20 protein-coding genes and 1 tRNA gene are annotated in these 21,852 nt (G+C 69.0%); 16 read left to right on the forward strand and 5 right to left on the reverse strand.

Annotation, left to right across the window (positions count from 1 at the left end):
• The first annotated feature begins 143 nt into the window (after nucleotides 1-143).
• The gene (locus ABD104_RS13475) at nucleotides 144-1,091 is read left to right on the forward strand and encodes a tripartite tricarboxylate transporter substrate binding protein (RefSeq protein ID WP_343927662.1); all 948 of its coding nucleotides are present in this window, start codon (nucleotides 144-146) and stop codon (nucleotides 1,089-1,091) included.
• A gap of 6 nt (nucleotides 1,092-1,097) precedes the next feature.
• On the opposite strand, the gene ABD104_RS13480 is transcribed toward ABD104_RS13475, so the two are convergent.
• Nucleotides 1,098-2,840, reverse strand: a complete 1,743-nt coding sequence (locus tag ABD104_RS13480; protein WP_087841673.1) for a proline--tRNA ligase — start codon at nucleotides 2,838-2,840, stop codon at nucleotides 1,098-1,100.
• 83 nt (nucleotides 2,841-2,923) lie between these two features.
• Here ABD104_RS13480 and ABD104_RS13485 point away from each other — a divergent pair, with 83 nt between their 5' ends.
• Together ABD104_RS13485 and ABD104_RS13490 are read left to right on the forward strand one after the other, a co-directional pair.
• Complete coding sequence (locus ABD104_RS13485) at nucleotides 2,924-3,496, forward strand: RNA pyrophosphohydrolase (RefSeq protein ID WP_087841672.1); 573 nt, start codon at nucleotides 2,924-2,926, stop codon at nucleotides 3,494-3,496.
• 67 nt (nucleotides 3,497-3,563) lie between these two features.
• Nucleotides 3,564-4,172 carry a CNP1-like family protein gene (locus ABD104_RS13490; RefSeq protein ID WP_132980555.1) on the forward strand — a complete coding sequence of 203 codons (609 nt, stop codon included), beginning with the start codon at nucleotides 3,564-3,566 and terminating at the stop codon, nucleotides 4,170-4,172.
• 40 nt (nucleotides 4,173-4,212) lie between these two features.
• On the opposite strand, the gene ABD104_RS13495 is transcribed toward ABD104_RS13490, so the two are convergent.
• From ABD104_RS13495 to ispB, 3 genes are all read right to left on the reverse strand, one after another.
• Complete coding sequence (locus tag ABD104_RS13495) at nucleotides 4,213-4,647, reverse strand: secondary thiamine-phosphate synthase enzyme YjbQ (protein WP_087841670.1); 435 nt, start codon at nucleotides 4,645-4,647, stop codon at nucleotides 4,213-4,215.
• A gap of 88 nt (nucleotides 4,648-4,735) precedes the next feature.
• A tRNA-Pro gene (locus tag ABD104_RS13500) sits at nucleotides 4,736-4,812 on the reverse strand.
• 64 nt (nucleotides 4,813-4,876) lie between these two features.
• Nucleotides 4,877-5,842, reverse strand: coding sequence for an octaprenyl diphosphate synthase (ispB, locus tag ABD104_RS13505; protein WP_087841669.1), 966 nt, complete (start codon nucleotides 5,840-5,842; stop codon nucleotides 4,877-4,879).
• Nucleotides 5,843-6,094: 252 nt separating this feature from the next.
• Between ispB and rplU the strand changes: the two genes are divergently transcribed.
• The 7 genes from rplU to ABD104_RS13540 all read left to right on the forward strand — a co-directional run bounded on the left by rplU (nucleotide 6,095) and on the right by ABD104_RS13540 (nucleotide 14,353).
• Nucleotides 6,095-6,406 (forward strand): 50S ribosomal protein L21, encoded by a 312-nt coding sequence (rplU, locus tag ABD104_RS13510; RefSeq protein WP_087841668.1) that lies wholly within the window; start codon nucleotides 6,095-6,097, stop codon nucleotides 6,404-6,406.
• A 69-nt stretch (nucleotides 6,407-6,475) separates the two neighbouring features.
• Nucleotides 6,476-6,733 (forward strand): 50S ribosomal protein L27, encoded by a 258-nt coding sequence (rpmA, locus tag ABD104_RS13515; RefSeq protein ID WP_087841667.1) that lies wholly within the window; start codon nucleotides 6,476-6,478, stop codon nucleotides 6,731-6,733.
• Between the two features lie 414 nt (nucleotides 6,734-7,147).
• Nucleotides 7,148-8,359 (forward strand): GTPase ObgE, encoded by a 1,212-nt coding sequence (obgE, locus tag ABD104_RS13520; RefSeq protein ID WP_343927663.1) that lies wholly within the window; start codon nucleotides 7,148-7,150, stop codon nucleotides 8,357-8,359.
• Nucleotides 8,360-8,367: 8 nt separating this feature from the next.
• Entirely contained in the window at nucleotides 8,368-9,492 is a 1,125-nt protein-coding gene (gene proB, locus ABD104_RS13525; protein ID WP_165963331.1) for a glutamate 5-kinase, read from the forward strand.
• Between the two features lie 196 nt (nucleotides 9,493-9,688).
• On the forward strand, nucleotides 9,689-11,083 hold the full coding sequence (locus ABD104_RS13530; protein ID WP_371696233.1) for an MFS transporter: 1,395 nt from the start codon (nucleotides 9,689-9,691) through the stop codon (nucleotides 11,081-11,083).
• A gap of 130 nt (nucleotides 11,084-11,213) precedes the next feature.
• Complete coding sequence (glpK, locus tag ABD104_RS13535) at nucleotides 11,214-12,743, forward strand: glycerol kinase GlpK (protein ID WP_343927664.1); 1,530 nt, start codon at nucleotides 11,214-11,216, stop codon at nucleotides 12,741-12,743.
• Nucleotides 12,740-14,353: a glycerol-3-phosphate dehydrogenase/oxidase gene (locus tag ABD104_RS13540; RefSeq protein WP_343927665.1), complete on the forward strand. Its 1,614-nt coding sequence runs from the start codon at nucleotides 12,740-12,742 to the stop codon at nucleotides 14,351-14,353. The genes glpK and ABD104_RS13540 overlap by 4 nt, the downstream gene beginning before the upstream one ends.
• Here ABD104_RS13540 and ABD104_RS13545 read toward each other — a convergent pair.
• Entirely contained in the window at nucleotides 14,296-15,021 is a 726-nt protein-coding gene (locus ABD104_RS13545; protein WP_279815529.1) for a TetR/AcrR family transcriptional regulator, read from the reverse strand. The genes ABD104_RS13540 and ABD104_RS13545 overlap by 58 nt on opposite strands.
• Nucleotides 15,022-15,240: 219 nt before the next feature.
• Between ABD104_RS13545 and ABD104_RS13550 the strand changes: the two genes are divergently transcribed.
• From ABD104_RS13550 to ABD104_RS13575, 6 genes are read left to right on the forward strand one after another with little or no spacing between them, the layout of a single operon-like run.
• Nucleotides 15,241-16,506, forward strand: coding sequence for an alpha/beta fold hydrolase (locus ABD104_RS13550; RefSeq protein ID WP_343927666.1), 1,266 nt, complete (start codon nucleotides 15,241-15,243; stop codon nucleotides 16,504-16,506).
• 28 nt (nucleotides 16,507-16,534) lie between these two features.
• Nucleotides 16,535-17,485 carry a VOC family protein gene (locus ABD104_RS13555; protein ID WP_343927667.1) on the forward strand — a complete coding sequence of 317 codons (951 nt, stop codon included), beginning with the start codon at nucleotides 16,535-16,537 and terminating at the stop codon, nucleotides 17,483-17,485.
• Nucleotides 17,486-17,507: 22 nt separating this feature from the next.
• Nucleotides 17,508-19,208 carry an AMP-binding protein gene (locus ABD104_RS13560; RefSeq protein WP_087841658.1) on the forward strand — a complete coding sequence of 567 codons (1,701 nt, stop codon included), beginning with the start codon at nucleotides 17,508-17,510 and terminating at the stop codon, nucleotides 19,206-19,208.
• The gene (locus ABD104_RS13565) at nucleotides 19,205-19,684 is read left to right on the forward strand and encodes an acyl-CoA thioesterase (RefSeq protein ID WP_343927668.1); all 480 of its coding nucleotides are present in this window, start codon (nucleotides 19,205-19,207) and stop codon (nucleotides 19,682-19,684) included. Before ABD104_RS13560 ends, ABD104_RS13565 begins: the two co-directional genes overlap by 4 nt.
• On the forward strand, nucleotides 19,681-20,835 hold the full coding sequence (locus ABD104_RS13570; RefSeq protein WP_343927669.1) for an FAD-dependent monooxygenase: 1,155 nt from the start codon (nucleotides 19,681-19,683) through the stop codon (nucleotides 20,833-20,835). The genes ABD104_RS13565 and ABD104_RS13570 overlap by 4 nt, the downstream gene beginning before the upstream one ends.
• A 37-nt stretch (nucleotides 20,836-20,872) precedes the next feature.
• Nucleotides 20,873-21,850, forward strand: coding sequence for a Bug family tripartite tricarboxylate transporter substrate binding protein (locus ABD104_RS13575; RefSeq protein WP_087841655.1), 978 nt, complete (start codon nucleotides 20,873-20,875; stop codon nucleotides 21,848-21,850).
• Nucleotides 21,851-21,852: the final 2 nt, after the last annotated feature.

A 21,852-nucleotide genomic window follows, 5' to 3' on the forward strand; every position in this document is an offset into this window, starting at 1 on the left:
TTTTGTGGATACCATCAACTATATGGTTGATTTAATCAATCATATACGGGCGCCCGCCAGCGGCGCCGATGACCACATGACCAAGGAGACGTTCGATGATCGTTCTGGAAAGGGTGGGGCGCAGGGTCGGAGGAGTGTTCTGCATGGCGGCGGCCGCTTGGGCGGGAGGAAGCGCCGGGGCCGCCGAGCCGCCCGCGGCGGGATTTCCGGGGCGCACGGTCCAGGTGATCGTGCCCTATCCGCCGGGCGGCCTGACCGACGGACTGGTCAGGCAGCTGGCGGCCGAGCTGGGCCAGTCATGGAAGCAGAGCGTGGTCGTGGAAAACCGGGGCGGCGGCGGCACGACCATAGGCACCGCGCAGGTGGCCCGTGCCCAGCCTGATGGCCATACCCTGCTGTTCACCAGCACGGGCCTGGTCACCAACCAGATCCTGATGAAATCGCTGCCCTACGAGGCGGACGCCCTGGCGCCCGTGGCGATGGGCGGCACCGCGCCCAACGTGCTGTACGTGCGGCCCGGGCTGCCCGTCCGGTCGGTGGCCGAACTGGTGGCCTATGCGAAGGCCCGGCCCGGTGAGGTGAAGTTCGCCTCGACCGGGAACGGTTCGAGCCCGCACCTGACGGCCGAGCTGCTGGCGTCCCGCGCGGGCATTTCCATCCTGCACGTGCCTTACAAGGGGGCGGGGCCAGCCTTGACCGACCTGCTGGCCGGCCATGTCGATGCCATGTTCCACTTCCCCGCGTCCCTTGCCCTGGCCAGGCAGGGCAAGCTGCGGGCGCTGGCGGTGGCCGCCGACGAGCGCCTGGCCGACGCGCCGGACCTGCCCACCGTGGTGCAGGCGGGCGTGCCGGGCGTGGTATCCGGAAGCTGGTTCGGCTTCTTCGTGCCGTCCGCGACGCCGGAGGCGATCCAGGACAAGATCCATCGCGACGTGGCGCAGGCCCTGCGGGCGCCTGCGGTGCAGCGCTACATGCAGGAGTCGGGACTGGTGTCCCCGCCCATGTCGCGCGCCCAGTTCTCGGCCTTCATCGAGCACGAGCGCGACAAGTGGGCCGAGGTCATCCGGACGCGCAACATCCGGCTGGAATAGCGGCGGTCAGTTGGCCTGCGCCAGCCGGGCCAGCGTGGCGGCCAGCGCTTCGCCCACGGGGATCTTGGCGGCCGCTTCGTCGCGGCGGCCCTGCAGTTCGATCTGCCCCTCCTTCAGGCCGCGGTCGCCGATGGTGACGCGCACCGGCACGCCGATGAGCTCCCAGTCGGCGAACATCACGCCCGGGCGTTCGTCGCGGTCGTCCAGGATCGCGTCGACGCCGGCTTCCTTCAGGCCTTCGTAGAGCTTGGTCGCGGCTTCGCGCACCGCTTCGCTCTTGCCCCAGCCCACCGGGCAGACGACCACCTCGAATGGCGCCAGCGCGCGCGGCCAGATGATGCCGCGCCCGTCGTGATGCTGTTCGATGGCGGCGCCCAGCAGGCGCGTGACGCCTATGCCGTAGCAGCCCATCTGCAGCAGCGCGGGCTTGCCGGTCTCGTCCAGGTAGGTGGCCTTGAGCGCCTCGGAATACTTGGTGCCCAGGAAGAACACATGGCCGACCTCGATTCCGCGCTGGATCGCCAGCGGGCCGCTGCCGTCCGGCGACGGGTCTCCGTCGACGACGTTGCGCAGGTCGGCCACCAGGTCGGGCTCGGGCAGGTCGCGTCCCCAGTTCACCCCCACGTAGTGGTGGTCGGCCTGGTTGGCGCCGGTGACGAAGTCGTGCAGGTTGGCAACGGTGCGATCGGCCACCACCTTGACCGGCTTGGCGGTGCCCACGGGCCCGATGAAGCCCGGCACGCAGCCGAAGTGCTCGACGATCTCGGCATCGGTGGCGAAGCGGTAGCCACGGTCCAGGCCGGGGATCTTGCCGGCCTTGATCTCGTTCAGTTCATGGTCGGCGCGCACCAGCAGCAGCCAGATCTGGACCGGCTTGCCGGGCTCTTCCGGTTCGACCGCCAGCGCGAGGGATTTCACGTGGCTGGCCAGCGGCAGGCCCAGCATCTGGGCCACGGCTTCGCACTTGGTGGCGCCGGGGGTCGGGGTTTTCTCCAGGGCCCGGCCGGGCGCCGCGCGCTGGGCGACCAGGCAGGGGGCCTCGGCCAGCTCGATGTTGGCGGCGTACTGGGTGGCCGGGTTGTAGACGATGAGGTCCTCGCCGGTGTCGGCGATGACCTGGAATTCATGGCTGCGCGTGCCGCCGATGGAGCCGGTGTCGGCCGCCACGGCGCGGAAGGTCAGCCCCATGCGGGTGAAGATGCGCATGTATGCGTCGTACATGGCGTCGTAGCTCTTCTGGGCGCCGGCTTCGTCGCGATCGAAGGAATAGGCGTCCTTCATCGTGAACTCGCGGCCCCGCATGACGCCGAAGCGCGGCCGGCGCTCGTCGCGGAACTTGGTCTGGATGTGGTAGAAATTCTTGGGAAGCTGGCGCCAGCTGTGGATCTCGTTGCGGGCGATGTCCGTGATGACCTCTTCCGAGGTCGGCTGCAGCACGAAGTCGCGGCCGTGGCGGTCCTTCATGCGCAGCAGCTCGGGGCCGTACTGTTCCCAGCGGCCCGATTCCATCCACAGCTCGGCGGGCTGCACCACCGGCATCAGCAGCTCGAGCGCGCCGGCGCGGTTCATTTCCTCGCGGATGATGGCCTCGACCTTGCGGATGACCCGCAGGCCGATGGGCATATAGTTGTAGATGCCGCCGGCCAGCTTGCGGATCATGCCCGCGCGGGTCATGAGCTGGTGGCTGACGATCTCGGCGTCGGACGGTGCTTCCTTGAGGGTGCCGATATGGAACTGCGATGCGCGCATTGCGGTGCTCACGTGGGTGGATACGAGTTCGGCCCCCTGGGCCTATAATTGACTCAATTGTATGAGAATCGCTGGGGTGGCTCATGCTGGATCGTGAAGGTTACCGTCCCAACGTCGGCATCATCCTCGTCAACCAGAAGAACGAGGTCTTCTGGGGCAAGCGCGTCAACGAACATTCCTGGCAGTTCCCGCAGGGCGGCATCAAGCACGGTGAAAGCCCTGTCCAGGCGATGTTCCGCGAGCTCCACGAAGAAGTGGGCCTGCGGCCCGAGCATGTCCGCATATTGGGTAGAACACGCGACTGGTTGCGCTATAACGTGCCCGAACACTTCGTCAGGCGTGAATGGCGCGGGCACTACAAAGGTCAGAAGCAGATCTGGTTCCTGCTTCGGATGCAGGGGCGCGATTGCGACGTCTGCCTGCGGGCGTCGTCGCATCCGGAGTTCGACGCGTGGCGCTGGAGTTCCTACTGGGTTCCGCTGGAATCGGTCATCGAGTTCAAGCGCGACGTCTATACGCTGGCCTTGAACGAGCTTGCGGTCGTGCTCTTCCGCCGGAACCACGAGACCCGGTACCTGCGCCAGCACATCGGTTCGCACCGGCGCGGCCAGGGCGAACCGCAGGCGTCCCTGTCCAAGGAAGCCCCCGAGGTCTGAACCCCCGCGACCTCCTGCGCGGGGTTCGGGTATCGTGTCGGGTGCAACCTGTATATGGAAAACACTTATGCCTAGTCAGTTCGCCGGGGCGCGTCCTGCCCGCCGGGCCCTGCGCGCCGCCGCCTGGGCCGGCGCCGGATGCCTGGCCCTGCTTCTTGCCGCCTGCGGCAGCCAGCCGCGAGGCGAGGGCAACTACCTGCTGGACGACATCGATGCCCAGCGCACGTTGCCCGATGCCGGATGGGAAGCCCTGAAGTCGGAATTGCCGCCCGTGCCCACCGAGGCCGACGTGCTGCCCGTGGAAAACCTGTCGCGCAACGAACGTTTCCGCTTCGGCGTGGATCCGCGCTCCATCCAGATCGCCCCGGGGCTGATCGTGCGCTATACGCTGCGCGCGGTCAGCGACATGGGGGCCGAGAACATCTCGTACGAGTCGGTCCGTTGCGGGACGCGCGAGTGGCGCACGGTGGCGCTGTACCGGCCCGGTGCCGGCTGGCAGCGCCCGGTGCACGACGAGTGGCGCCCCTTGCTTCCCAATACGATCCAGCACCTGCTGCGCAACGGCGTGCTCTGCTCGGGCGGCGGCCCGGCCGGCGCCAAGGCGTCGGACCTGGCCTATCGCGTGCGCCACTGGGACCGCTACGCCGACGCCATGGCGGGCCGCAACACGCAGTGACCGGCATGCGGGCGGGCGGATGATCCCGCCTGGGCCGCCGTCAGCAGCCGACCAGCGTCACGGTGATGCGCCTGCGGTGCGGGCGCCGGCGGTGTTCCCACAGGTAGACGCCCTGCCAGGTTCCCAGCGCCAGGTCGCCGCCGGCCAGCGGCAGCGTCACGCTTGCCGCGGTCAACGCCGCCCTGACGTGGGCCGGCATGTCGTCCGGGCCTTCGGCATCGTGCGCATACAGCGGATCGCCGTCCGGGACCAGGCGTGAAAAATAGCGTTCCAGGTCGGCCAGCACGTCGGGATCGGCGTTTTCGGTCACCAGCAGCGAACAACTGGTGTGGTGGGCGAAGACGTGCGCCACGCCGGCATTCATGCCGCTTTCCCGCGCGTGGCGCCGGACGTGCCCGGTGATTTCGATCAGGCGGCGGCCGGGCGTCTCGATGGTGAAGGCGTGCTGGGCCACGAGGGCTGGAGAGGTTTTCATGGCGCGGGCATCCTGCGTGCACAAACAAAAACGCACAGCCTGAGCTGTGCGCTTGCGTGCCTGGCTACAGGCTTGTCGACCAGATCAATGGTCGGGGCGAGAGGATTCGAACCTCCGACTCCTGCGTCCCGAACGCAGTACTCTACCAGGCTGAGCTACGCCCCGACTTGTCGGTCCGGCCTGCCGGCTACGGGCTGTACAACTTGCCCGGCAGGCCGTCTTGCTTTTTTCAGCGATCTCGGTTGATCGCGAAAGCGCAGAATTCTAGCAGAGAATCCCGGAAAGCGGAAACGGGGTAGCCGGAAATCGCCGTGATCGCCGCGTCCGCCTCGATCCGGGCCCGGGCGCGGGTGTAGTCCAGGGCGTCCGATTCCCGGATCGCGGCGGCGACGGCGGCGAAATCGCCTTCGCCGTTTTCGATCGCGGTGCGCACCAGTGTCTGCTGCGCCGGCGTGCCCACGTCCAGCAGGCGGATCAGCGGCAGCGTGGGCTTGCCTTCGCGCAGGTCGTCGCCCAGGTTCTTGCCCAGCGCCTCGGCCTCGCCGCTGTAGTCGAGCACGTCGTCGATCAGCTGGAATGCCGTGCCGGCGCGCCGGCCGTATTCCGCCGCCGCGGCTTCCTGGTCGGGCGTGGCGCCGGCCAGCACCGCGGCCAGCTGGGCCGAGGCCTCGAACAGCCGGGCGGTCTTGTAGCGCACCACCTGCAGATAGCGCTCCTCGGTCACCAGGGGGTCGTGCACGTTCAGCAGTTGCAGCACCTCGCCCTCGGCAATGACGTTGGTGGCATCGGCCAGGATCTGCATGACGCGGACCGAGCCGGTCTCGACCATCATCTGGAACGAGCGGGAATGCAGGAAGTCGCCCACCAGCACGCTGGCGGCGTTGCCGAAGACCGCGTTGGCCGTGGCGCGGCCCCGCCGCAGCGCCGATTCGTCGACCACGTCGTCGTGCAGCAGCGTGGCCGTATGGATGAATTCCACCACCGCGGCCAGCAAATGATGCTGCTGCCCCTCGTATCCCAGCGCCCGGGCGACCATCAGCAGCAGGGCAGGCCGCATCCGCTTGCCGCCCGCGCCTATGATGTAGTCGGCGATGGTGCGGATGAGCGGGACGTCGGAGTCGAGTCGTGCCCGGATGACGGCATCGACGCGCTGCATGTCGTCGGCAATGGGGGCGAACAGGGTCGGCAGGCTCAAGGGGAATCCGTGGGTAGACTGGCCGTTGCCGGCCAGGTGTGCAACAAAAGCCGAGATGCAACAACCGGCGGCATGGCGTACAGAGAGGCCCGCGAGCGGGCGGCGGCGCCCGAAAGCGCCGTGGCAACGAAATTATACCGGGGCTGTGCGCGGGGCGATGCCGGGATTGACGCCGCGGTACAACTCCGGTTATAGTCTATGGTTCGACCCCCATTGGGGGTTCGAGCTTTGAACAATCCAAGAGGTCATCCCATGTACGCGGTCATAAAAACCGGTGGCAAGCAGTATCGCGTTGCCGCTGGCGAAAAACTGAAGATAGAACAGATACCGGCAGACATCGGGCAAGAGATCACGCTGGACCAGGTCCTGGCAGTGGGCGAAGGCGATCAACTCAAGATCGGCGCGCCTCTTCTGTCCGGTGCCGTGGTCACGGCCAAGGTTCTTGCACACGGTCGCCACGACAAGGTCCGCATCTTCAAGATGCGTCGGCGCAAGCACTACCAGAAGCGCCAAGGCCACCGTCAAAACTACACCGAAATCCAGATCGGCACCATTTCCGCCTGATGGGAGCCCGGCGCGGCCGGGCACCGGAATGTAGGCAAGAATCGGTAACGAACAAGCAGGAGTGCAAACATGGCACAGAAAAAGGGCGGCGGTTCCACACGGAACGGCCGCGACTCAGAAGCGAAACGCCTGGGCGTCAAGGCCTACGGCGGTGAATTGATCCCGGCTGGCTCGATCATCGTTCGCCAGCGCGGCACCCGTTTCCACCCCGGCGTCAACGTCGGCGTGGGCAAGGACCACACCCTGTTCGCGCTGGTCGACGGCCGCGTGCAGTTCGCGGTCAAGGGCGCCCTGCGCAAGCATACCGTCTCGATCGATCCTGTGTAAGGGATAGGCCCCCCTACGCGCTGACGCGCGCCCAGCATGGTGAGCCCCCAGCCGCTGCGCGGCAGCCCCCCGAGGGGGCCGGGGCCCGCCTTGGGGCGGCCCGGCGCCGGGTCCCGAGGGGCGGCACTGGCGGACCGGCGGAGCCGGATCCGCTGTGCCCTGGATCTGGGCTTGGCTTCGTGGGGTAGGGTATGTGGTCACGGGGAGCCTTGGCTCCCCGGAAAAATAGCGCCGCCGCGCGATGTTACGCGTGGGGGCTTTTTTTTATGATCGCGCTAGTATTGGCACTTGCACGGTCATTTCTTTTGAATCTTTGAAACCCCGCCGCCGCGCCTCCCGGGATGCGGTGGATCCGGCTTTGCCGGTCCACCCGCATCGCCCCCCGGGGGGCGCGCGAAGCGCGTAGGGGGGGGCATGAAATTCGTCGACGAAGCCACCATCGAGGTAGTTGCCGGCAAGGGCGGCAATGGCGTGGCGAGCTTTCGCCGCGAGAAATTCATTCCCTTCGGCGGACCCGATGGCGGTGATGGCGGGCGGGGCGGCAGTGTCTACGCCGTGGCCGACCGCAACATCAATACGCTGATCGACTACCGCTACGCCCGTCTGCACCGCGCCCAGAACGGCGAGCAGGGCAGCGGTTCCGACCGCTATGGCGCCGGCGGCAGCGACATCACGCTGCGCATGCCGGTGGGCACCATGGTCTACGACGCCGAGACCAACGAGCTGCTGTTCGACTTGGCTACCCATGGCCAGAAGGTCGTGCTGGCCGCCGGCGGCAATGGCGGCCTGGGCAACCTGCACTTCAAGTCCAGCACCAACCGCGCGCCGCGGCAGTTCACCCACGGCCGCCCGGGCGAACAGCGCAAGCTGCGGCTGGAGCTGAAGGTGCTGGCCGACGTCGGCTTGCTGGGCATGCCCAACGCCGGCAAGTCCACGCTGATCCGCAAGCTGTCGAACGCCCGGCCCAAGGTGGCCGACTACCCGTTCACCACCTTGCATCCGAACCTGGGCGTGGTGCGCACCGACGCCGAGCGCAGCTTCGTGATCGCCGACATTCCCGGGCTGATCGAGGGCGCGTCCGAGGGCGCCGGGCTGGGGCACCAGTTTCTGCGCCACCTGTCGCGCACGCGCCTGCTGCTGCACCTGGTGGACGTGGCGCCCATGGATCCCACGGTGGACCCCGTGCACGAGGCGCGTGCCATCGTCGAGGAATTGCGCCGCTACGACCCGGCCCTGTACGAGAAGCCGCGCTGGCTGGTGCTCAACAAGGTCGACATGGTGGACGACCCGCAGGGCCTGAAAGAGGCGTTCTGCCTGGAGTTCGGCTGGGACGGCCCGGTATTCTGCATTTCCGCGCTGGCCGGCGACGGTACCCAGGAACTGGCCTGGGCCGTCCAGAACTGGCTGGACGAGCAGCGCGAGGCCGAGCAGGCCTTCGACGAGGACCCGCGCTTCGTCGAAACCCAGGCGTCCGCGGCCAAGCCGGCGCCCGTCCGCCGCCGCCCGCCGCGCCGTGCGCCGGCCGATGGCGGTGACGCGGGGCCGCAGACGCCCGAAGATGCCCCCGACGACGACGGCGGCGATGCCGGCGGCGAAGGCGGCGATGGTGGTGGCGACGGCGATTGAGTTCCACGATGAATAGCACTTCCGTGATCGCCGCCGCCCGGCGGCTCGTGATCAAAGTAGGCTCCTCGCTGGTCACCGACGAGGGACGCGGCCTGGACCGGCGGGCGCTGCTGCGCTGGGCCGGGCAGATCGCGCACCTGCGCGCGCTGGGCAAGGAAGTCGTCCTGGTCTCCAGCGGCGCCATCGCGGAAGGCATGCTGCGCCTGGGCTGGGACAAGCGGCCCACGCTGGTACCCGAACTGCAGGCGGCCGCGGCGGTCGGCCAGATGGGCCTGGCGCAGGCCTACGAAAGCGTATTCGCCGAACATGCGCTGCATACCGCGCAGATCCTGCTGACCCATGAGGACCTGTCGGACCGCACGCGCTACCTGAACGCGCGGTCGACGCTGTTCACGCTGCTGCGCCTGGGCGTCGTGCCCATCATCAACGAGAACGACACGGTGGTCACCGACGAGATCAAGTTCGGCGACAACGACACCCTGGGCGCGCTCGTGACCAACCTGATCGAGGCGGACGCCCTGATCATCCTGACCGACCAGGCCGGGTTGTATTCGGCCGATCCGCGCAAGCATCCCGACGCGAAGTTCGTGTCGCATGCGCGCGCGGGCGATCCCGAACTGGAGTCCATGGCCGGCGGCGCCGGCAGCAGCCTGGGCAAGGGCGGGATGCTGACCAAGATCCTGGCCGCCAAGCGGGCGGCCGGCAGCGGCGCGCATACCGTGATCGCGTCGGGCCGAGAACCGGACGTGCTGGTGCGGCTGGCCGGCGGAACCTGCATAGGGACCGAACTGCGCGCCTCGCTGCCGCTGTTGTCGGCGCGCAAGCAATGGATCGCCGACCACCTGCAACTGCGCGGACGCGTCACCGTGGACGAGGGAGCGGCCCTGGCGCTGACCCGCGACCACAAGAGCCTGCTGCCCATAGGCGTGACCGCGGTCGAGGGCGAGTTCGAGCGCGGCGACGTCGTGGCCTGCGTGGACGCCTCCGGCAAGGAACTGGCGCGCGGGCTGATCAACTACTCCTCCGGTGCGACCCGCCGCATCATGCGCCAGCCCTCGAGCCGGATCGAGGCGCTGCTGGGCAGCATGGAAGAGCCCGAGCTCATGCATCGGGACAACATGGTCATCCGCTGACCGCGATTCTCCGTATATCGACGGCAACAACCCAGGCACGGGGGCGACGTTCCGATGGACGTCGTCCCCGTGCCTCTGTTATTTTGTGTACGCTGTACACATTTGTCGTCCCCACCCATCCACCATGCCGCGTGCCGGCATGAGGAGCTCATCCGTGACTGCCGACCTAGACCGCCGCAAACGCTGGCTGGCCCTGATGGTGCTGTGCCTGGGCGTGCTGATGATCGTGCTCGACACGACGATCGTCAACGTGGCGCTGCCTTCCATCCGCGATGACCTGAAGTTCTCCGAGACCGCGCTGGTCTGGGTGGTGAACGCCTACATGCTGACTTTCGGCGGCTTCCTGCTGCTGGGCGGGCGGCTGGGCGACCTGTACGGGCACCGGCGGCTGTTCGTCGCCGGCATCGCGCTGTTCACCCTGGCGTCGCTGGCCTGCGGGCTGGCCCAGTCCCAGGCCGTGCTGGTGGCGGCGCGCGCGGTGCAAGGCCTGGGCGGGGCGGTGGTTTCCGCGGTGTCGCTGTCCCTGATCATGATGCTGTTCCCCGAGCAGGAGGACCGCGCCAAGGCCATGGGCGTCTACGGCTTCGTGTGCGCGGGGGGCGGCAGCATAGGCGTGCTGCTGGGAGGCTTCCTGACCAGCGTGCTCAGCTGGCATTGGATCTTCCTGGTCAACCTGCCCATAGGCGCCGCCGTCTACGGCCTGTGCATGGCGCTGCTGCCGGCGAAGGGCGGCCAGCCCGGCGAGCGGCTGGACATGGCCGGCGCGGCGGCCATCACCGCCTCGCTGATGCTGGCCGTGTATGCGGTGGTCAATGGCAACGAACGCGGCTGGACCTCTTTCCATACATTGGGCTTGCTGGGCGCCGCCGCCGTCCTGCTGGCGGCTTTCCTGGCCATCGAGTCCCGGGTGCGCGCGCCGCTGATGCCCCTGGCGCTGTTCCGGCTGCGCAACGTGGCCACGGCCAACGCGGCGGGCGTGCTGTGGGCCGCCGCCATGTTCGCCGCCTTCTTCATTTCCGCGCTGTACCTGCAAGTGGTGCTGGGCTACAGCCCCATGCAGGTGGGCCTTGCTTTCCTGCCGGCCAACATCATCATGGCGGTGTTCTCGCTCGGCCTGTCGGCGCGGCTGGTGATGCGCTTCGGCATCCGCGCGCCGCTGGCCTGCGGGCTGGCGCTGGCGTCGGTGGGGCTGGCGCTGTTCGCGCGCGCGCCGATCCAGGGCGATTTCCTGATCGATGTGCTGCCCGCCATGTCGCTGCTTGGCCTGGGCGCGGGCATCGCGTTCAACCCCATGCTGCTGGCGGCCATGAACGACGTGGACCCCCGCGATGCCGGACTGGCCTCGGGGGTGGTGAATACCTCGTTCATGATGGGAGGCGCGCTGGGCCTGGCCGTGCTGGCCAGCCTGGCGGCGGCGCGCACGAGTTTCCTGCTGGAGCGGGGCGCCGCCGAGGCGGCCGCGCTGAATGGCGGCTACCAGCTGGCCTTCGCCCTGGGCGCCGCATGCGGCGCGGTGGCCGCGGTCCTGTGCGCGATGCTGCTGCGTCCGCCCGCCACGGCACGGGCGGGCGATTCCGCGCCGGCGGCGTAGCGGCGCCGGGCGGGCCGGGGCGGGAGGGGTACGGTCGGGCCAGATGCGCGCGGGCGTCGCTCGCGCTACCATCTGCCTGCGTCTTGGCCGACGCCTCCACGCAACGCAGGTTTCACTAGGTCTCCTCCGTATGCGCTACATCCTTTCGCTGGACCAGGGCACGACCAGTTCGCGCGCCCTGCTGATCGACCACGCCGGGCAGATCGTCGCCGTCGCCCAGAAGGAATTCCCCCAGTTATTCCCCCGTCCGGGCTGGGTCGAGCACGACCCCGAGGACATCTGGCAATCGCAACTGGCCGTGGCTCGTGCCTGCCTGGCGCGGGCTCCCACCTCGCTCGTGGGCAACGGTTATTCGCGTGCGCCCGCCATCGCGATCGGCATCACGAATCAGCGCGAGACCACGGTGCTGTGGGACCGCATCACCGGCAAACCGGTGGCGCATGCCATCGTCTGGCAGGATCGGCGCACGGCCGATCGCTGCGACCAATTGCGCCGGGAAGGGCATGAGGCGCTGATCCAGCGCAAGACCGGGCTGGTGCTGGACGCCTATTTTTCCGCCTCCAAGCTGCAATGGCTGCTGGACCACGTGCCGGGCGCCAGGCAGCGTGCGCGCAACGGCGAACTGGCTTTCGGCACCGTCGACGCCTGGCTGATCTGGAAGCTGACCAACGGCCGCGTGCACGCCACCGACGCCAGCAATGCCTCGCGCACGCTGCTGTTCGACATCCATCGCATGGCCTGGGACGAGGAATTGCTGGACGTGTTCGACATCCCGGCCAGCGTGCTGCCCGCCGTGGTGCCGTCGTGCGCGGTACTGGGCGAGACCGAGCCCGATCTGTTCGGCGCGGCGGTGCCGATCGCGGGCGTGGCGGGCGACCAGCAGGCGGCCACGTTCGGGCAGGCCTGCTTCGAGCCCGGCATGGTCAAGAACACCTATGGCACCGGCTGCTTCATGCTGATGAACACCGGCACCGTGCCCATGCCCAGCCAGAACAAGCTGGTGGCCACGGTCGGCTGGCAGGGGCCGGCCGCCGCCGATCCGGCCACGCGCACCGCCTATTGCCTGGAGGCGTCGGTGTTCATGGCGGGCGCCACCATCCAGTGGCTGCGCGACGGCTTGAAGATGATCGCCAGCGCCCCCGAGGTCGAGCCGCTGGCCGCCAGCGTGGCCGACGCGGGCGACGTCTACCTGGTACCGGCCTTCACAGGACTGGGTGCGCCCGACTGGGACGCCTATGCGCGCGGCACGCTGATCGGCCTGACGCGCGGCACGACCCGCGCCCACATCGCCCGCGCGGCGCTGGAGTCGATTGCGTTGCAGGCCACCGATGCGCTGACCGCGATGATGGGCGATTCCAGCCTGGCCGTCCGGGAGTTGAGGGTGGACGGCGGCGCCTGCGGCAACGACCTGCTGATGCAGATGCAGGCCGATTTCCTGGGCGTACCGGTGGTGCGGCCCCAGGTTACCGAGACGACGGCGCTGGGCGCGGCCCACCTGGCGGGCCTGGCCACGGGGTTCTGGGCCGACGGGGCCGAGATCGCCTCGCAATGGGCGCTGGACCGGCGCTTCGAGCCGTCGATGTCCGAGACCGCCCGCCGTGCCAAGGTCGAGCGCTGGCGCGAGGCGGTCGCGCGCTCCCGCGCGTGGGCCCGGACTTGACCGTGTCCACGCAGGCGCCGCTGCGTACCGACCGGGCCGGGTTGCTGGCCCGGCTGGCCGAGCCCCGGGATTACGACGTGGCGGTGATAGGCGGCGGCGCCACCGGCCTGGGCGTGGCGCTGGATGCGGCCACGCGAGGCCTGCGCGTGGTGCTGGTCGAGGCCCATGACTTCGCCAAGGGCACCTCCTCGCGCGCGACCAAGCTCGTGCACGGCGGCGTGCGCTACCTGGAGCAACGCAATTTTCCGCTGGTGCGCGAGGCTTTGCGAGAACGGCAGATCCTGTTGCGCAACGCGCCGCACCTGGCGCAGCCGCTGCCCTTCGTCGTGCCGGCCTACCGGTTCTGGGAAAAACCGTACTACGGAACGGGCCTGGTCCTGTACGACGTGCTGGCCGGCAAGGCCGGCCTGGGGCGCACGCGCTGGCTGGACGCGCGGGCCATCACGGCCCGCCAGCCCGGGCTGCGGACGCAGGGGCTGCGCGGCGGCATCGAATATTGGGACGGCCAGTTCGACGATGCCCGGCTGGCCATCGCACTGGCGCGCACCGCGGCGCGCGAGGGAGCGCTGCTGGTCAACCATTGCGCCGCCGTCGGCCTGGTCCGTGAACAGGGCAGGGTGGCCGGCGTGCGGTGCGAGGACCGCGAAACCGGCCGCTCGTACGTCCTGCGCGCCGCCTGCGTGGTGAACGCCGCGGGCATCTGGGTCGACGCGGTGCGGCGCCTGGACGCCCGCGCGGAGGCGGTCCAGGACACCATCGTGTTCAGCCAGGGCGCGCACGTGGTCGTGTCGCGCGACTTCCTGCCCGGGGACCGGGCGCTGCTGGTGCCGCGCACGCGCGACGGCCGGGTGCTGTTCGCGCTGCCCTGGATGGGCAGGACCGTGATCGGCACCACCGACACCCCCCGGCCCGGCCTGGAGCTGGAGCCGCGCCCGCTGGCCGAAGAAGTGGACTTCCTGCTGGGCGAGGCCGGCCGCTACCTGGCGCGCGCGCCGGGCGCCGGGGATGTCTCCAGCGCCTGGGCGGGCCTGCGTCCTCTGGTCCGCCCGGCGGGGCACGCCAGCACCAAGGATGTCAGCCGCGAGCACGTGGTCCGGATCGAGGACGACGGGCTGGTCACCGTGGCCGGCGGCAAGTGGACCACGTACCGCGCCATGGCCCGGGACACGCTGGACGCCTGCCTGGATGCCGGGTTGCTCGCATCCGCCGGTCCCTGCGTGACGGCGGACCATGCCCTGGTGGGAGCCGAGCCGGCCAGGCACAGCATCGGCGATGCCCCGGGCCTGTGGGGGTATGGCAGTGAGCGGGACGCGCTGCTTGCCCTGCCGGGCGCGGACCGCGAACTGGGCGGCGGATTGACCGAAGCCATGGTGCGCTTTGCCGCGCGCCACGAATACGCGCGCACGGTCGAGGACGTGCTGGCGCGCCGCTCGCGCCTGCTGTTCCTGGATGCCCGCCTGGCTCGCGAGCTGGCGGACGAGGTCGGGAGCCTGATGGCCGAGGAGACCGGCGTCGACGCGGGCGCCGGGGCGTTCCGCGATCTGGCCGACAGCTACTTGCGCTGGCCGGCGGATGCGTCTTCGTCGGGCACCACCAGCTTCTCCAGGTAGGCCAGGTCCTCGCGCAACAGCCGCAGGGATTCCTTGACGTCCGGCACCCGTGCCCGGCGCGACTCGTCGCGCCGCAGGGCGTGGATGGCCATGTCGGCGATGGCCTCGGCCACTTCCTGCTGGCCCAGGCGCCCGCTGGGCTTGAACCACCACGCGGTCCAGTTGCACATGCCGATCAGCCCGAAGGCCGCGACGTGGGGGTCGGCCATGCGGAAATGGCCGAGCTGGATGCCGCGTTCGATGATGCCGCTGAAGTCCGCCAGCACGCTGCGGCGCGCCGTATGCATGGAGGCGCGCTGGCGCTGCGTGAGATCCGATTCATTGCGGTCGGCCACGCGGAACTCGGCCGGGCGCGACAGGATGAGGTTGGCGTAGTCGGTGACCAGCTCCCGCAGGGCTTCGGCCGGATCGCGGTCCTGGCGGGAGACGGCGGCGTTGGCCAGTTCCCGGGCCGAGGTCAGGATCTCCTCGGTCAGCGCCCGCAGGATCGCGTCCTTGTTCTTGAAGTAGTAGTAGACGGCGGTACGGCTCAGGCCCAGCGATTCGGCGATGTCCTGCATGCTGGTGCCGCCCGTGCCGCGTTCGATGAAGAGCTTGGCGGCGGCGTCCAGGATGGCGCTGCGCAGGACTTCCCCTTTCATCGTCGCCTTGGTGGGAAGCTCGTTCACGGATAGGGACTTTCCAGGATATGCGGCCGGAACGGATGCCGGCCCAGGGGCCGATTATGGCATGTCGAAACCCCGTCTTCCCAGGGAAAACGGGGATGGCCGCGAATTTTTTTGACACCTCTGTCTGAATTTCTACGTGTATTGACAGTTTAGTCAAAAAATAGTCGAATGTGACAAAAGACGGTTGCACCAGCCGTCCGCGTCACCAGGAGACCCATCGTGAGCACCGGCGCCAACGCCCCCCAGCACGTCACCGCAGGATTCTTGAACACCGACTGGAACCCCCGCGACCTTCCGGCCGGCGCCTCCACCCGCAACGTCGTCCTGCGCACCGATGACGACGCCGCCACCACGGGTTCGCTATACCTGCCCGCGGGCCCCCGGCCCCGGACCGTCGTGTGCGTGATGCATCCGCGCGAATTCATGGCCTGCCACTACCTCATCCCCGACATCGTCGGCGCCGGCTACGCGGCCTGGTCGCAGGGCGCGCGCTCGGTCGGCAACGACCTGCGCCTGGAGCACGAGACCGCGCTGCACGACGTGGCCGCCGGGCTGGCCTTCCTGCGGAGCCAGGGGTTCGAGCACATCGTGCTGCTGGGCAATTCGGGCGGCGCGGGCCTGTATTCCTTCTACGTCCAGCAGTCCTCGCTTCCGCCCGCCGAGCGCATCGCCCGCACCCCGGGCGGCAGGCCGTCCGGCCTGGCCGGGCTGGAGATGCCCGGGGTCCAGGGGCTGGTGCTGGTGGGACCGCATCCCGGGCAGGGCGCGCTGCTGATGAATTGCATCGATCCCTCGGTGCTGGACGAAGGGGACGCGCTGTCGGTCGACCCCGCCCTGGATCCGCTGAATCCCGGCAACGGCTATCGCCCCGGCGGGCAGGCGCGCTATGCGCCGGAGTTCGTCGCGCGCTACCGGCAGGCCCAGCGCGCCCGCGTGGAACGGCTGGATGCGCTGGCGCGGCAGTTCATCGCCCAGCGGCTGGCGGCGCGCAAGGCGCTCAAGGGCCGCGAGGATGCCTCCCAGGCCGAGCGCCGGGCGGCTGCCCATACCCCCGTGATGACGGTCTGGCGCACCGATGCCGACCTGCGCTGCCTGGACCTCGGCCTGGATCCGTCGGATCGGCATCCCGGTTCGCTGTGGGGCCGCGATCCCTACGCCTCGAACTACGGCGCCGTCGGCTTCGCGCGCTTCTGCACGCCCGAGAGCTGGCTGTCGACCTGGTCCGGCCTGTCGTCCAACGCCAGCCTGGCCGCTGCCGCGGGCGCCATCGTCCAGCCCACCCTGGTCATCGAATACACGGGCGACCAGGCCTGCTTCCCGGGCGATGTGCGCGCCATTCACGACGCCCTGGCCACGGCCGACAAGCGCCATCTGCGGGTGCGCGGCGACCACCATGGCCGCGCGCTGGCCGAAGGCGAGGAGCCTGGCCGCTACGAGGCCGGCCGCCAGCTGGCGGCCTGGCTGCGCGAGCGTTTCGCGCACTGACCATCATCCATAGGCAAGGGGAAACGACATGAGCAGCAGCCCGAACGCCAGCGCCACGCTGGCAGGCAAGACGACCGCAGCCGCTCCCGGGGCGCCATCCGCCCACGGGCTGGCGCTGCGCGGCGTCGATCACACCGCGCGTCCCACCTGGAAGCTGCGCGAGACCGTCGCGTTCTACCGGGACATCCTGGGCCTGCCCCTGATCCACGTGATCTCGGCGCGCGGCTGGGGGCCGGCCACGCATCCGGACTTCCTGCATTTCTTCTTCGACAGCGGCAACGGCAGCACCATCGCCTTTTTTTATTACCTGGGCTCGGAGCCGCCCGAGGCCATGCGCGACCGTCCGGTCATGGCGCCCGTGCCCGACGACCACGTGTTCGACGCCACCCACACCGCCTGGCTGGTCCAGGGGCAGGACGAGCTGCGCGCGTGGAAGAAGAAGCTGGAGGATGCCGGCCTGCAGGTGTCGGTCGAGACCACCCATGAAGTGATCGAGTCGATCTACGTGCGCGATCCGAACGGCTACTTCATCGAGTTCACGCGCAAGCTGCGTCCGCTGACCCAGGTGGATGCCCTGGACGGCCACCTGACGCTGCAGGCCGCGCTGGAAGCCGAGGACGAGGCCCGGGCCGGACAGCGGCGCGTGTCGGACATCGCCGAAATCTGGTCGCGCAAGGCCCGGCTGGTGGCCGAGCACGTGCAGCCCGGCCAGGCGCAGGCCACGCCGGCGGTGCGCATCTTCGTGCCCCGCGTGCGCGAGTTCGCCGCCATCGTCGAGGATGCGCGCGGCCGCGGCGATTGCCGCGTACAGGCCCTGGGCGACTACGACCGCATCGAAAGCGACGGCCCCATCGAGTTCCGCCGCAAGACGCTGGGACTCAAGCCCGCCATCTGGTATGGCCTGTTCACCGGCGGCGTGCAGGGCCGCATAGAAACGCTGGACCGGGACCGGGTCCGCATCATTCCAGAGGCCGCCTGAAGCCCGGACGGAGGAGACCATCATGCAAGACATACGGCACCCGATAGAAGGGGTCATCTACCATCCGGCCGAACGCGCCGCATCCTACCTGGACAGCGGCGCGTGGATGCGGTCCTCGGTGGGCGACGCCCTGCGCGCCACGGCGCGGCGCCTGCCCGGCAAGACGGCGTTCATCTCCGACGAGGGCAGCCTGAGCTTCCAGGAACTGGACGAGCAATCGGAGCGGCTGGGCGCTGCGCTGCTGGAAGCGGGCCTCGCGCCCGGCGACCGCGCCATCTTCCAGATGGGCACCACGCTGGAAACCGTACTGGCGCTGGCGGCCTGCTACAAGGCCGGCATCGTGCCCGTCTGCTCGCTGCCCCAGCATCGCGAACTGGAGATCGGCCAACTGATCCGGCAATCGGCGGCGCGCGGCTATTTCGTGCAGGCCGATTTCCATCCCAGCTTCGACCTTGCTGCCTTCGCCCGCAAGATGGCCGAAGGCAGCGATACGCTGCGCCATCTGGTCGTCGCGCGTGGGCCGGCGGGCGAGGGCGGGCTGTCCCTGCGCGACCTGATCGCCGGCATGCCGCTCGCGGCCGCGCGCCGGCGCCTGGCCGAGGCGCCGCCGGGACTGGGCGACGTGCTGAGTTTCCAGCTCTCGGGCGGCACGACGGGGATGCCCAAGATCATTCCGCGCTTTCATGCCGAATACCTCGGCCATGCGCTGGCCTGCGCGGGCATGTACAAGCTGCGCGAAGACGACCGCTTCATGTGGGCGCTGCCGTTGCTGCACAACGCGGCCCAGGTGTACGTGCTGATCCCGGTATTCGCCATGGGCGTGTCCGCCGTGCTGATGCCCAGGCTGGACCTCGTCCGCATGCTGGAGCTGATCGAGGAACACCGGGTCACCCGCGCCGTCTCCATCGGCCCCATCGCCCCGCAGCTCATGACCTATCCGGACCTGGCCAGGCACGATCTGTCGGCCTTGCGCCTGTTCATCACCATGAGCCGCGCCGATCGCCTGGAGGCGCACCTGGGCGTGCCTTGTTCCAACCTGTTCGGCATCACCGAGGGGCTGCTGCTGGGGTCCCCGCCCGACGCGCCGGCCGCCAGGCGTTTCCAGACCCAGGGCTGCTCCGGCTGCCCGCAGGACGAACTGCGCCTGCTGGAGCCCGATTCGGAAAAGCCGGTGGCGCCCGGACAGATGGGCGAACTGTGCTTCCGCGGTCCCTCCACGCTGCCGGGCTTCTTCAACGCGCCCGAGGCGAACGCCCAGGCCTATACGTCGGACGGCTTCTATCGGACCGGCGACATGATGACCGCCCACGTGGTCGACGGCGTCACCTGCTACGCCTTCGAAGGCCGGCTGCGCGACAACATCAACCGCGGCGGCGAGAAGATAGGCTGCGAGGAGGTCGAAGGGCTGGTGGGCGCGCACCCGGCGGTGGCCGAGGCACGGCTGGTGGCCATGCCCGATCCCGTCTATGGCGAGAAGGGCTGCATCTACATCGTGCCGCGCCCCGGGCAGACCGCGCCGCAGGTCAAGGAACTGGCGGACTTCCTGGTCGCCCAGGGCCTGGCCAAGTACAAGTGCCCCGAGCGGGTCGAAGTGATCGACGCCTTCCCGGTGACCAAGGTGGGCAAGCTGGACAAGCCCGCGCTCAAGCGCATGATCGCCGAGAAGCTGGCGGGCGAGACCGGTGCCCAGGACCAGGATCCCGGGCAAGGGAGCCCGGCATGACCAGCACCGAACACGTGCTCTCGAGCACGCCCTTCGTCGTGCGCCGCCGCGTCAAATGGGGCGACTGCGACCCCGCCGGCGTGGTCTACACCGTGACCTTCGGCGAATACGTCATCTCCGCCGTCGAACTGTTCTACGGCATGCTGTTCGATTCCACGCCCCAGCGCGTCAAGGACGAGCTCGGCTTCGGCACGCCCAGCCGCGCGCTGTCGTTCGACTTCCGCGGTTCGCTGTGGCCGGACGACGAATTCGACATGCGCGTGACCGTGGAGGACATCCGCCAGCACACCTACGCGCTCGACATCACCGCCACCACGGCGGCCGGGCAGACCGCCTTCATCGCCAAGCTGACCCCCATCTGCGTCGCCCGCGGCGAACGCCGGGCCATCCCCGTGCCCGGCGTGCTGCGCGACGCCTTGTCCTCTTATCAGACCGCCTGCGGCGCCGCCGCGACGGCAGGGAGCCCCGCATCATGAAAATCGCCGTCATCGGAGCCGGCCCCGCCGGCCTGTACTTCTCGCTGCTGGCCAAGAAGCACGACCCGTCCCACCAGATCCGCGTCTACGAACAGAACCCCGCCGGCGCCACCTACGGCTGGGGCGTCGTGTTCTCGGACGTCGGCCTGTCCTTCCTGCAGGAGGCCGATCCCGAGTTCTTCAAGGCCTTCGTGGCCCACCACGAACGCTGCGACTACATGGAGATCGTCCACCGCGGCACCCACGTCCAGGTCCACGGCAACCACTTCTCGCGCACCGCCCGCATCGACATGCTGCGCGTGCTGGAAGACGCCTGCCGGCGCGAGGGGATCGAGATCGAACACGACCGCCGCATCGATGACGTATCCGCGCTGGCGCGCGAGGTGGACCTGGTGGTGGCGGCCGACGGCGGCAACAGCGCCGTGCGCAAGCAGTTCGCCGACCACTTCCAGCCCAGCTTCGAGAAGCGGCGCAACAAATTCGCCTGGTACGGCACCCGCCAGCGCTTCCACCCGGTCTCGCTCATCTTCCGCGAGACCCCGCACGGCGTGTTCATCGCCCACAGCTACCAGTACAGCCCCGAACTGAGCACCTTCCTGGTCGAGGTCGATCCCGACACCTGGCGGCGCGCCGGCCTGCACGAAGCCAGCGAGGACGAGAGCCGCCGCTACTGCGCCGACGTGTTCCGTCCCGAACTGGGCGGCAACGAACTCCTGACCAATCGCTCGCTCTGGTTCGAGGCCAACATCGTCCGCAACGAACGCTGGACCTGCGGCAACATCGTCCTGCTGGGCGATGCGCTGCGCACCGTGCACTTCTCGCTGGGCTCCGGCACGCGCATGGCCATGCAGGACGCCATCGCCCTGCACCAGGGGCTGGTGCGCCACCCCGGCGACCTGCAGCAAGCCTTCGCCGCCTTCGAAACCCAGCGCCGCCCCGCTTCGTCCAGCTTCCAGAACGCCGCCGCGCGCAGCCTGGACTGGTACGAAAACGTCGCCGACAAGATGCATCTCGACCCGGTCTCGTTCGCCTACGACTACATGCGGCGCACCGGCCAGGTCAGCCATGAAGACCTGAAACAGCGCGACCCCCATTTCGCGGCCGCGTGCGAGGCGCTGTCCTGCCACCAGCGGACGCCCGCGACAGCCTGATTCCCCCACACCAACGAAACACACACGAGGAGACACCATGAAAACCATCCTGCGCGGCGCCGCCGCCCTAGTCCTGGCCCTGGGCGCCGGCCATGCCGGTGCCCAGGCCCCCGCCTATCCCTCCAAGCCCGTGCGGATCGTCCTGCCGTACTCGGTCGGCAGCGGTCCCGACGCCGTCACCCGACTGGTCGGCGAAAAACTGTCCAAGACCTGGGGCCAGCCCATCATCGTCGAGAACAAGCCTGGCGCCAACGGCTGGCTCGCCATCGGCGACGTCAAGCGCGCCGCGCCCGACGGCCTGTCCCTGGTCGTGGTCGACAACACCCACATGACCCTGCACCCGCACCTGTACAAGAAACTGCCCTTCGACCCCGTTGCCGACTTCGAGCCCGCCTCGCCCGTCTACACCACCAACTTCTTCATCGTCGTCTCGGCCAAGTCCCCCTGGAACAACGTCGCCGACCTCATCGCCGACGCCAAGGCCAAGGGAGGCAACCAGACCTACGGCACCTGGGGCCTGGGCAGCGTCGCGCACATCGGCGCCTCCATGTTCCAGACCCAGACCGGCACCCACATGACCCACGTGCCCTTCAAGGAACTGCCGCAGCTCTACACCGCCGTCGCCACCGGCGAAGTCGACTGGGCCTTCGGCACCGCCGCCACCGTGGCCCAGCTCTACCAGGCCAAGAAGGTCAAGCTGCTGGCCCTGGCCGCGCCCAGGCGCCTGGCCCTGTATTCCGGCGTGCCCACCGTCTCGGAGGCCGGCGGTCCGGCCAACTTCGAACTCAAGACCTGGGTCGCCCTGTTCGCGCCCAAGGGCACCCCCAAGGCCGCCATCGACGCCATCAACAGCGGCGTCGCCAAGGCCGTGGCCGAGCCCGACGTGCGCAAACAGTTCGACACCTTCGGCTTCGAAGCCTGGCCCGCCTCGGCCGCCGACCTGGCCCAGGCCGTCAAGGCCGATACCCAGCGCTTCGAATCCGTCGTCAAGCTCGCTAATATCACCCTCGACTAAAC

Source organism: Pigmentiphaga daeguensis (assembly GCF_039523035.1).
GTDB classification, from domain to species: Bacteria; Pseudomonadota; Gammaproteobacteria; order Burkholderiales; family Burkholderiaceae_B; genus Pigmentiphaga; species Pigmentiphaga daeguensis.

Excerpts from the sequence above, each read along its gene's own strand:
- ABD104_RS13560 (WP_087841658.1), top strand. The coding sequence starts at position 17,508 with ATGCAAGACATACGGCACCCGATAGAAGGGGTCATCTACCATCCGGCC.
- ABD104_RS13490 (WP_132980555.1), top strand. The coding sequence starts at position 3,564 with ATGCCTAGTCAGTTCGCCGGGGCGCGTCCTGCCCGCCGGGCCCTGCGC.
- ABD104_RS13555 (WP_343927667.1), top strand. The coding sequence starts at position 16,535 with ATGAGCAGCAGCCCGAACGCCAGCGCCACGCTGGCAGGCAAGACGACC.
- ABD104_RS13530 (WP_371696233.1), top strand. The coding sequence starts at position 9,689 with ATGGTGCTGTGCCTGGGCGTGCTGATGATCGTGCTCGACACGACGATC.
- ABD104_RS13565 (WP_343927668.1), top strand. The coding sequence starts at position 19,205 with ATGACCAGCACCGAACACGTGCTCTCGAGCACGCCCTTCGTCGTGCGC.
- proB (WP_165963331.1), top strand. The coding sequence starts at position 8,368 with ATGAATAGCACTTCCGTGATCGCCGCCGCCCGGCGGCTCGTGATCAAA.
- ABD104_RS13485 (WP_087841672.1), top strand. The coding sequence starts at position 2,924 with ATGCTGGATCGTGAAGGTTACCGTCCCAACGTCGGCATCATCCTCGTC.
- glpK (WP_343927664.1), top strand. The coding sequence starts at position 11,214 with ATGCGCTACATCCTTTCGCTGGACCAGGGCACGACCAGTTCGCGCGCC.
- rpmA (WP_087841667.1), top strand. The coding sequence starts at position 6,476 with ATGGCACAGAAAAAGGGCGGCGGTTCCACACGGAACGGCCGCGACTCA.
- ABD104_RS13480 (WP_087841673.1), bottom strand. The coding sequence starts at position 2,840 with ATGCGCGCATCGCAGTTCCATATCGGCACCCTCAAGGAAGCACCGTCC.
- ABD104_RS13495 (WP_087841670.1), bottom strand. The coding sequence starts at position 4,647 with ATGAAAACCTCTCCAGCCCTCGTGGCCCAGCACGCCTTCACCATCGAG.
- ABD104_RS13570 (WP_343927669.1), top strand. The coding sequence starts at position 19,681 with ATGAAAATCGCCGTCATCGGAGCCGGCCCCGCCGGCCTGTACTTCTCG.
- ABD104_RS13575 (WP_087841655.1), top strand. The coding sequence starts at position 20,873 with ATGAAAACCATCCTGCGCGGCGCCGCCGCCCTAGTCCTGGCCCTGGGC.
- rplU (WP_087841668.1), top strand. The coding sequence starts at position 6,095 with ATGTACGCGGTCATAAAAACCGGTGGCAAGCAGTATCGCGTTGCCGCT.
- obgE (WP_343927663.1), top strand. The coding sequence starts at position 7,148 with ATGAAATTCGTCGACGAAGCCACCATCGAGGTAGTTGCCGGCAAGGGC.
- ABD104_RS13475 (WP_343927662.1), top strand. The coding sequence starts at position 144 with ATGGCGGCGGCCGCTTGGGCGGGAGGAAGCGCCGGGGCCGCCGAGCCG.